At 41.7% G+C, this 9,474-nt stretch carries 12 protein-coding genes; 3 read left to right on the forward strand and 9 right to left on the reverse strand.

Annotated elements, in window-relative coordinates; genetic code table 11:
• Positions 1–352: transposase (locus LD028_RS01405; RefSeq protein WP_237810682.1), on the reverse strand; the 352-nt coding region annotated here is incomplete at its 3' end.
• An 86-nt stretch (positions 353–438) separates the two neighbouring features.
• Positions 439–678, reverse strand: a complete 240-nt coding sequence (locus LD028_RS01410; RefSeq protein WP_237810683.1) for a YuzB family protein — start codon at positions 676–678, stop codon at positions 439–441.
• A 166-nt stretch (positions 679–844) separates the two neighbouring features.
• Between LD028_RS01410 and LD028_RS01415 the strand changes: the two genes are divergently transcribed.
• Entirely contained in the window at positions 845–1,912 is a 1,068-nt protein-coding gene (locus LD028_RS01415; RefSeq protein WP_237810684.1) for an NAD(P)/FAD-dependent oxidoreductase, read from the forward strand.
• Between the two features lie 125 nt (positions 1,913–2,037).
• Here the strand turns inward: LD028_RS01415 and LD028_RS01420 are convergent, their stop codons facing one another.
• Positions 2,038–2,343 carry a YuzD family protein gene (locus LD028_RS01420; RefSeq protein WP_193330541.1) on the reverse strand — a complete coding sequence of 102 codons (306 nt, stop codon included), beginning with the start codon at positions 2,341–2,343 and terminating at the stop codon, positions 2,038–2,040.
• Positions 2,344–2,438: 95 nt separating this feature from the next.
• Here LD028_RS01420 and LD028_RS01425 point away from each other — a divergent pair, with 95 nt between their 5' ends.
• A complete protein-coding gene (locus tag LD028_RS01425) occupies positions 2,439–2,675 on the forward strand; it encodes a NifU family protein (protein WP_003398276.1) in 237 nt (78 codons plus the stop codon).
• 39 nt (positions 2,676–2,714) lie between these two features.
• On the opposite strand, the gene thrB is transcribed toward LD028_RS01425, so the two are convergent.
• From thrB to yutH, 5 genes are all read right to left on the reverse strand, one after another.
• A complete protein-coding gene (gene thrB / locus LD028_RS01430; RefSeq protein WP_237810685.1) occupies positions 2,715–3,629 on the reverse strand; it encodes a homoserine kinase in 915 nt (304 codons plus the stop codon).
• Entirely contained in the window at positions 3,626–4,684 is a 1,059-nt protein-coding gene (gene thrC / locus LD028_RS01435; protein ID WP_237810686.1) for a threonine synthase, read from the reverse strand. The genes thrB and thrC overlap by 4 nt, the downstream gene beginning before the upstream one ends.
• A complete protein-coding gene (locus LD028_RS01440) occupies positions 4,684–5,985 on the reverse strand; it encodes a homoserine dehydrogenase (RefSeq protein ID WP_035020619.1) in 1,302 nt (433 codons plus the stop codon). Before LD028_RS01440 ends, thrC begins: the two co-directional genes overlap by 1 nt.
• A 162-nt stretch (positions 5,986–6,147) precedes the next feature.
• On the reverse strand, positions 6,148–7,110 hold the full coding sequence (locus LD028_RS01445; protein WP_237810687.1) for a 2-hydroxyacid dehydrogenase: 963 nt from the start codon (positions 7,108–7,110) through the stop codon (positions 6,148–6,150).
• 47 nt (positions 7,111–7,157) lie between these two features.
• Positions 7,158–8,096 (reverse strand): spore coat putative kinase YutH, encoded by a 939-nt coding sequence (gene yutH, locus LD028_RS01450; RefSeq protein ID WP_237810688.1) that lies wholly within the window; start codon positions 8,094–8,096, stop codon positions 7,158–7,160.
• A gap of 133 nt (positions 8,097–8,229) precedes the next feature.
• Between yutH and LD028_RS01455 the strand changes: the two genes are divergently transcribed.
• Positions 8,230–8,727 carry a phosphatidylglycerophosphatase A family protein gene (locus LD028_RS01455; protein WP_237810689.1) on the forward strand — a complete coding sequence of 166 codons (498 nt, stop codon included), beginning with the start codon at positions 8,230–8,232 and terminating at the stop codon, positions 8,725–8,727.
• A 103-nt stretch (positions 8,728–8,830) separates the two neighbouring features.
• Here the strand turns inward: LD028_RS01455 and LD028_RS01460 are convergent.
• On the reverse strand, positions 8,831–9,474 hold a 644-nt coding region (locus tag LD028_RS01460; protein ID WP_237810690.1), incomplete at its 5' end, for a TIGR01457 family HAD-type hydrolase.

Here is a 9,474-nt window from a genome sequence, read left to right on the forward strand (position 1 = left end):
CTGCAAAACGTCGTGCGTAGTTTTTGCTTGGAGTCGAATGATGTGGGACAGGATCATGAAGACTCAACCCTAAAAACCATCGATAGGCCACGTTTGTTCGAATTTGTTCCACCGTTTCACGCATCGAACGAATGCCAAAGATATAACGGATCAAGTACATTTTGAACAACACAACCGGATCAATACTTGGTCGTCCATGATCGGGTGAGTATAGATCTTTGACGATGTCATAAATAAAAGAGAAGTCAATCGCTTTTTCTAGCTTACGCACAAGGTGATCCTCAGGAACAAGGTCATCAATCTTTACCGTTGTTTCCACATGTCTACGATCTTCTTGATGACGTTGAAGCATCCGATTTCCCCCTCCTATACCCTTATACCTATATATTAAAACAGCTTGTCGACTTTGTCGACAAGCTGAGGGGGCACAATAGCCCCCTAAAACATTGGATTTTCCTCAATATATGCATAAACTCGTTCGACAAGTTGATCCGCATTCTCTGCTGTGACAATATCCCCATTTACCATCGCAAACAACGTATTGGCACATTTCCCACAATACCCTAAACAGCCATATTCAATAATATCTAAGTTAGGATCTTTCTCTAATTGCTCTAGGGCACGTTGGGAACCATTTGCTAAATTGCTTATACAAAATTCAACAATCGGTTTTAACACTATATTCACCCCAATCTTATCATTATAACACTTTCATAAAAAATGATGTAATATTACTGTCAAAAAAACACCTTAATCATTCATGTTTCTCGAAAAAATGTTGTTATTTTGTCACAATTTCGTTATACTTTTAATGGTCGAATTTTATCAAAAGGGGAAATCTTCCATGAGAAACCTCGTGCTACTTGGCGGCGGATACGGAAATATGCGCATTTTACTCCGCATACTTCCAAATTTACCAGAACATATTTATATTACATTAATTGATCGCATTCCATACCATTGCTTAAAAACCGAATATTACGCTTTGGCTGCTGGGACGATTAGCGACCAGCATATTCGCGTCCCGTTCCCAGAACACCCTCGCCTCTCTTATGTGTTTGGTGAGGTCCAAAAAATTGATCTTCATCACGAAGTCGTTCACCTTCAAGATGGGACGTGTATTCCGTACGATGACTTAGTCATCGGATTAGGTTGTGAAGACAAATATCACGGTGTCCCCGGTGCAGACATTTTTACTTATAGCATTCAAACTATCGATAAAGCAAGAGAAACGTACCAAAAGCTAAGCAATCTCCCACCGCATAGCATTGTCGGCGTCGTTGGAGCTGGATTAAGCGGTGTGGAGTTGGCAAGCGAGCTAGTAGAGAGTCGTCCAGATTTACACGTGAAACTGTTTGATCGCGGCACACGTATTTTGTCTATGTTCCCTGAACGGCTAAGTCATTACGTAGAACAATGGTTTCATTCACATGGTGTTGAGCTTATTCGCCAATCCAATATTACAAAAGTCGAAGAACATACGTTGTATAACCACGATGAAGCTATCCACTGTGATGCGATTGTGTGGACTGCCGGCATTCAACCGAATCGCGTCGTCCGCGAACTGAATGTTGAAAAAGACAATCAAGGACGTGTTGTGTTAACACCTAGACATCACATACCGAATATAGAAAATGTATACGTCGTTGGGGACTGTGCAAGCTTACCACATGCCCCGAGCGCTCAACTTGCTGAAGGTCAGGCAGAACAAATCGCCCAAGTGTTGCAAAAGCGGTGGAAAGGCGAAGAACCACCAAGCGAATTTCCACCAATTAAATTAAAAGGCGTTTTAGGATCATTAGGCAAAAAGCATGGATTTGGTCTCGTTGCTGATCGTCCACTAACCGGTCGCGTCCCACGCCTTCTAAAATCAGGTGTTTTATGGATGTACAAATACCATAATGGATATTAATTTCCTACATTTTTCGTACAAATTCAGAAAAGACAAGAGCGTATGTTAGATATGATTTCCAAACGTTCCATTGAACATGAAGCACAAATTACTGATTTGTGTTTTGTAAAATGAATGAGGGCGAGTTATTTCGCCCTTTTTTCAATCGCTTCATAAATGTTTTTTAATTTCGGATTTCCTTCGTCAACAATCTCACCATCAATAACAACAACCGGATAAAATAAATCTTCATCGATGATCTTTTGCGCAAACTGACGCTTTTCATCATCTTCTGGTGGTGAAAAAATATCAACATACACAAACTGAAATGAATGGTTCGGATATTTTCGCGAAACAGCAGCTTGAAGCCATTCATACGTATCTTTTGATGACGGAGCACCGACACAAGAAGCACAAATCATATCCGCTCCATACACACATATTTCGATCATCATTCATCCTCTCCCCTGGAAAAAAGTTAAGTAACGTGAATAGATTTTTTTCATCATGATGATTATAATAAAATTAGTGAAAGGAGTCGATGAAAATGGCAGATCAAGATATTAAACAACAAGTGCAAGAAGTATTAGACAAACTTCGCCCATTTTTACTTCGCGACGGCGGAGATTGCGAATTAGTTGATGTAGAAGATGGAGTTGTTAAACTTCGCCTTCTCGGCGCATGCGGTAGCTGCCCAAGCTCCACAATTACGTTAAAAGCCGGAATCGAGCGCGCATTGCTTGAAGAAGTCCCTGGCGTTGTTGAAGTTGAACAAGTGTTCTAACAGCAAAAAGGGTGTCCAAAAAATGATTGGGCACCCTTTTCATTTCTCTAACGCCATTTTATATACACAGCTACCTGTCTCCTCTACTGACAACATCCGAACATCGCTATACGGAAACGCCACTTTCAACGCATGATATACTTTCTCTCCTTGCCCTCGTTCCGCAAAACATAGCACCGTCGGACCAGCACCGCTTAATGCAACACCAAAGGCGCCATTTCGTTTCGCCACCGTACGAACATGTTGCAATTCAGGCACGAGACTTTCCCGATATGGTTGATGAAATACATCGGCATCCATCATTTCACCAACAAGCGACCAGTTGTGTGTAAGCAATGCAGCTACAAGAACATTACTAATTGCGCTTGCTTCTACCGCCTGCGCACGCGTAAATGCGCTCGGGAGAACGGTACGAGATTTTTTCGTTTCCAGTTCATATGTTGGAATGACAGCTATTAAATCAATCGGTATATGTGGGATGTTCACAACATGTGTACGTTCATTTAAATGACTACCGATCACTAGCCCCCCATACAAAGAGGCGCCAACATTATCAGGATGCCCTTCGTATACGCTCGCTGCCCGCATTTTCTCTTCTTGCGACAAACAAAGACATCCTAACTCATTCGCCAACTCAATAGCAGCCACAATGGCTGCAGCACTGCTACCAAGCCCACGAGTAAACGGAATATTGCTTGAGACAAATACGTGACAAGGCGGCAACGTTACACCATACTCGCTTGCTAATTTACTTGCTACTTGATAAATTAAATTACTTTCATCAGTTGGAATGCTTTTTACTTCATCTGTTTTTGGGGTAAATTCCCATGATTCTGCACGCACGACTTCCAATGTTAAATGTAACGATACCGCTAATCCGATCGAGTCAAAGCCAGGGCCGAGGTTGGCTGTGCTTCCTGGAACGACAATTTTTAACATCTCCCCATCATTCATTGAAGAACAGCTCCTTGAATATGCGCAAACACCGCTTCCTCATCATTCGGCAAGACGATCGGTTGAACTTTCATCGCTTCCATCGCTACATTCGGATCTTTCAACCCATTTCCTGTAAGAACGGCAACAACACGGCTTCCTTTTGCAATTTCTCCACTTTCTACTTGCTTCATTACACCTGCAACAGATGCGCACGAAGCAGGTTCTGCAAATATTCCTTCTTCGCGTGCAAGTAGACGATACGCATTTAAAATTTGTTCGTCTGTTACTTCATCAATTTTTCCACCTGATTCATTCGCAGCTTGAACAGCATATTCCCAACTCGCTGGGTTACCAATTCGAATTGCTGTTGCAATCGTTTCAGGATTTTCGATCACTTTATTACGTACAATCGCCGCCGCCCCTTCCGCTTCAAATCCGCGCATTTCTGGTAATTTTGTGCCATGCTTCTCATGAAATTCCTTAAACCCTTTCCAATACGCTGTAATATTTCCTGCATTTCCAACTGGTATGGCAAGAATATCTGGCGCCTGCCCGAGTTGTTCGCAAATTTCAAACGCTGCGGTTTTTTGCCCTTCGATGCGATACGGATTGACCGAATTAACAAGCGTGACCGGAGCCAGCTCGCTCAAACGGCGCACCATTTTTAGCGCATGATCGAAATTTCCTTGAATCACAACAATTTCCGCTCCATACATAACCGCTTGTGCCAACTTCCCAAGCGCAATTTTTCCATCAGGAATGACGATGATGCAACGCATATTCGCCCTCGCAGCATACGCCGCAGCCGCAGCGGACGTGTTACCTGTCGAAGCACAAATGATCGTATCGCTTCCTTCTTCCTTTGCCTTAGCGACAGCCATCACCATTCCGCGATCTTTAAACGATCCTGTTGGGTTTGCCCCCTCTGTTTTAACATATAACTCGATGCCGAGTTTTTCAGACAAATGAATAAGCGGAATGAGTGGCGTATTTCCTTCATTTAACGATAACAGCGGCGTTTGATCGGTCACTGGCAAATAGTCACGATAATGATGTAACAACCCTTTCCACATTACAATGCACCTTCCCCTTCTACGCGATACGAGCTTTTCACTTCTTCGACAACTTCTAAATCACGCAATTGCTGCAATACATCACGATAATCTTTTAAGGACGCTTGATGTGTAACGAGTACAATTTCAGCTAAATCTTTTTGTTTTAAAGGAAGTTGTAAAATTTTCTCGAAACTTACTCCCCGTTCTGAAAAGAGCGATGTAATTTTCGCAAACGCTCCCACTTGATCTTTCACATGAATGCGTAAAAAATATTTCGAGTATATTTCGCTATCGTCTTTTAACTGCTTATCGTATTGCGGAGTAACTGCACTTCTTCCATTCACCCCAAGACGCATATTTTTCATGACGGCAACTAAATCGGACACAACAGACGTTGCTGTCGGCAAACTTCCTGCCCCCGGACCGTAAAACATCGTCTCTCCGACCGCTTCACCATAAACGTAAACTGCATTATATTCATCGTTTACAGACGCAAGTGGATGCGTTTCCGGTAGCAATGTCGGTTGTACACTCACTTCAACTTTCTCTCCATCTCGATGGGCAATACCGATTAATTTCATTGTATAACCGAGCCGTTTGCTATAGTTTAAATCTTCTTCCGTAATCCCAGTAATCCCTTTTACGTATACATCTTGTAAATCAATATTCATCGAAAAGCCAAGCCGAGCTAAAATTGCCATTTTCCGTGCCGCATCTAGTCCTTCTACGTCTGACGTCGGATCTGCTTCCGCATAACCAAGCGCTTGCGCCTCCGCTAATACTTCTTCATATGGTCGGTTGAATTTACTCATTTTTGTTAAAATGTAATTTGTCGTTCCGTTGACAATCCCCATCATTTTCGTAATGCGGTCAGAAGCTAATCCGTCCACAAGGCTGCGTAAAATTGGAATGCCTCCTGCTACACTTGCTTCATAAAATAAGTCACAACCGTACTCAGACGCAACGGAGAGCAACTCCGTACCGTATAATGCCATTAAATCTTTATTCGCTGTAACGACATGCTTTCCATTTTTTAATGCTTGTAATATATATTGGCGCGTTTCTTCAATGCCTCCCATGACTTCAATGACAACATCAATGTCCGGGTCGTTAATTACTTCTTCGACGTTCGTCGTTAATACTGCTTCTGGCAGGACGACATCTCTTTTTTTATCACGATCACGCACAGCGACTTTTTTTATTTCAACAGGACAGCCAATTTGATGCATCAATTTATCTTGATGATTTTTAATAATTTTGACCACTCCACTACCAACCGTTCCTAATCCTAACAATCCAACTGATACGCTTTTTACCATCTTCCCCACCTCTTGTTTTTCTGTAATGAACATTTGTTTTTATATAGTAGACATTATAGAGGATCTCTATTTCTTTTACAATCCTTATTTTCATTATCGTACCATATGAAAACGCTTTATGTTTAAAAATTTTCTAAAAAATAAAAAAAGAGCCCTTTGGCTCTACACAGGAGTATAAGGTTCTCTCCCTTCTAAGACAGCTATCACATTGCGACAACATAGTTGCATCATTGCATATCTCGTCTCCTTCGTTGCACTTCCAATATGTGGTAGCACAACAACGTTAGGCAATTGTAAAAGTGGATGATCCGCACGAATCGGTTCTTCTACAAATACATCTAATCCTGCACCAGCAATTTGTCCGTCAATTAATGCATCATACAGCGCTTTTTCATCAACAACCGCTCCACGACCAGCGTTAATAAAAATGGCTGACCGCTTCATTTTCATAAATGCTTCACGATTAAACAATTGATACGTTTCGTTCGTTAAAGGAGTTAAACAGACAACAAAATCTGCTTGCTCAAGCAACTCGTCAAACGAACAATACGTTGCACCAAGCGTTTGTTCCGCTTCAATATTTCGTGAACGATTATAGTATAACACGCGCATATGAAACCCTTTCGCTCGATGCGCAACAGCTTGCCCGATTTTCCCCATACCGACAATTCCAATCGTTTTGTGGTGAACATCTGTCCCGGCAAGTAACAGCGGGCTCCAACTTTTCCATTCTCCTCTTTTTATAAACTCTGTTGCTTCAACTAACCTCCTTGCTGTTGCTAACAATAAAGCGAATGTCAAATCCGCCGTCGTTTCTGTCAACACATCAGGCGTGTTACAAACAATAATCCCGCGTTTTGTCGCTGCGTTTACATCAATATTGTCGTAACCGACTGCTACGTTCGCAACAACGCGTAGATTAGGGCTGTTTTTTAATAGCTCCTCATCAATGCGATCAGATAGCATCGTAATCAGCGCTTCCGCCCGATTTGCTTCTTGAAGCAATATGTCGCGTGGAACAACAAGATGCTCATGTGGCCACATGTTTACATCATATTTGTCGTATAACGGAGCAACAATATCGTCCGGTAATTTTCTTGTAATAAACACATACGGTCTTCCCATCTTTTTAACCCCTTTCGCACATTGTCCTCCGTTTTATTGTAGCACATTTATAACCAGTCAAGACGAGGAATGGAAACAGTAGTCATATCATGAAAATGGCGAAGTTTTTGTTCATACATATCACTCTCTTCAAACACTTGTCTCAATTGCTGTTCATAGCCTTGTCTTATGTCTCCTGCTGCTCCGTAATAGTTTTCAATTGCTTGAAAATAATGAAGTGGGAATAGTAAGCGGGCATAAATCATCCGCCAAGCAAAACGACTAAGTGTTTGCACCCGTTCATACGTCCGTAAAAAATGCGTAATCGTTTCATCTACTTGTTTGATAAGCCATTGCGTTCGTATCCATTCTGCTATATCGCGACCTGCATGGTCACACACCCAATCCGTCGGTATTTTCCCCATCTCCCATGCTTCAGGCGCAAATTGTTCATGACAAATGGTTCGCATATCGCTACGCATTGGAACTTCGTCTAATTGCGTATCTACGACATACTGAATCGCATTTTCGGCTAAACCTAAGTAATACGGAAATGTCTCAATAAACAATTCGTCCATTTCACTTTTTTCAGACGATCTCACTTGCAATTGCCAAAACTGTTCTAATTGATCAATACGTTGTCCCCACAGCTCGCCCCATTGCCCGAATCGGTTTCTTGTGGAAACATCGTACGGATATGTGCGCCCGCGCTGATGAAATAATGCAAGCTGTTGTGCTAAATCGTCTGTTTCATTTCTCTTTTCCATTTTCCACACACTGACTTGCATCCCTTGTAACTTTCCAACAAATCGACCTGTCTTCGTCGGAAGCAACGTCGCAATCGTTTCGTCACCTTGCGTTCGCATATACATCGCCACGTAGTATAACTGCTGTATGTCGCTTTCTCTCTCATCCGTCGGTATCGCAACATATATGTCATTTCCACTTCGAACAAGAAAACGATCATTTTTTGTTTCCATATGATCGACACGAAAATAATAATCCATGCACATCCCTCCTTCTTTCATGTATATGTTTAAAAAATACGTATAAACTTCATATGAGAGAGGAAATAAACGCACGTTTCATAAAAAAAGCACATACATTGTAAAAAATAAAAAATGAAATAGGTGAAGTTGGATGGAGGAAAAGAAAATAGGAAAAATGGAGCAAATCGCACGACAATGGCTCGCAGATCGCGGAGTAACAATTGAACATATTGCGGAACTCGTTTATTATTTACAATCTAAATATCATCCTGACTTACAAATGGACGAATGTATTCATAACGTCAATCGAGTCATTGCAAAACGCGAAGTGCAAAATGCGCTATTTACCGGCATTCAGCTCGATATTTTAGCGGAAAAAGGATTGTTGGAAGAGCCTCTTCAATCGTTTATCGAAAAAGACGAAGGACTGTATGGAGTCGATGAAATTTTAGCTTTATCCATCGTTAACGTATATGGTTCCATTGGTTTTACAAATTACGGTTACATCGATAAACAAAAGCCAGGTATTTTACAACAATTGAATGATAAATCGTCTGGCAAATGTCATACGTTTTTAGATGATATTGTCGGAGCAATTGCCGCTGCCGCTTCGAGTCGCTTAGCGCATCGCGCAGCCCACGTTGAATAAATGATTGTTTCCCCTTCACCGCTAGTCGATATAAAGTTGCATATTTTATAACAAAAAACAAGGCTAACCCCGAGACGCATTTGCGTTCTAGGGTTAGCCTTTTCTATATACGTTCCATCCATTCTTGTAGCGAATCGACGACATACGTCGGTTGTCGGTCATACGTTTGTAACATTTCTTTCGTCGTCACGCCTGTATGAACGAGAAGTGTATCTATTCCGGCATTCATTCCCGCCATAATATCTGTATCGTAGTTATCCCCGATCATTAACGTTTCTTCTTTCGGCACACCGAGCACTTCAAGCGCTTGTTCCATAATAATTTTTTCTGGCTTCCCAATAAAAATGGGTTTCGTCTGTGTAGATACAGCGACAACAGATGTAAGTGAACCGTTTCCAGGTAGAAGTCCACGCTCTGTTGGAATCGCAATGTCTCCATTTGTCGAAATAAACATCGCTCCGTTGCGAACAGCCAAGCAGGCGATCGCTAATTTTTCATAATTAATGCTGCGATCAATGCCCATTACAACAACTTCTGCATCTTCATTCGCAAATGTAAACCCTTTTTCTTCAAGCGCTCGACGAATGCCATCTTCTCCAATCACATACACAGAAGCATTCGGCTTCTTTTCATAAATGTAATTGGCCGTTGCTTGACTTGTTGTAAATACTTGTTCTTTCGTTGCAGGGATGCCAAAATTCCGTAGCTTTTCAGCTACTTGTTCTGGCGTGCGTGAAGAATTATTCG

Source organism: Anoxybacillus sp. LAT27, from assembly GCF_022030075.1.
Taxonomy (GTDB): domain Bacteria; phylum Bacillota; class Bacilli; order Bacillales; family Anoxybacillaceae; genus Anoxybacillus; species Anoxybacillus kestanbolensis.

What these genes read in the sequence shown, in the direction of transcription:
- LD028_RS01415 (WP_237810684.1), top strand. Translation starts at nt 845, where the DNA reads ATGAGAAACCTCGTGCTACTTGGCGGCGGATACGGAAATATGCGCATT.
- LD028_RS01420 (WP_193330541.1), bottom strand. Translation starts at nt 2,343, where the DNA reads ATGATCGAAATATGTGTGTATGGAGCGGATATGATTTGTGCTTCTTGT.
- LD028_RS01425 (WP_003398276.1), top strand. Translation starts at nt 2,439, where the DNA reads ATGGCAGATCAAGATATTAAACAACAAGTGCAAGAAGTATTAGACAAA.
- thrB (WP_237810685.1), bottom strand. Translation starts at nt 3,629, where the DNA reads ATGAATGATGGGGAGATGTTAAAAATTGTCGTTCCAGGAAGCACAGCC.
- thrC (WP_237810686.1), bottom strand. Translation starts at nt 4,684, where the DNA reads ATGTGGAAAGGGTTGTTACATCATTATCGTGACTATTTGCCAGTGACC.
- LD028_RS01440 (WP_035020619.1), bottom strand. Translation starts at nt 5,985, where the DNA reads ATGGTAAAAAGCGTATCAGTTGGATTGTTAGGATTAGGAACGGTTGGT.
- LD028_RS01445 (WP_237810687.1), bottom strand. Translation starts at nt 7,110, where the DNA reads ATGGGAAGACCGTATGTGTTTATTACAAGAAAATTACCGGACGATATT.
- yutH (WP_237810688.1), bottom strand. Translation starts at nt 8,096, where the DNA reads ATGGATTATTATTTTCGTGTCGATCATATGGAAACAAAAAATGATCGT.
- LD028_RS01455 (WP_237810689.1), top strand. Translation starts at nt 8,230, where the DNA reads ATGGAGGAAAAGAAAATAGGAAAAATGGAGCAAATCGCACGACAATGG.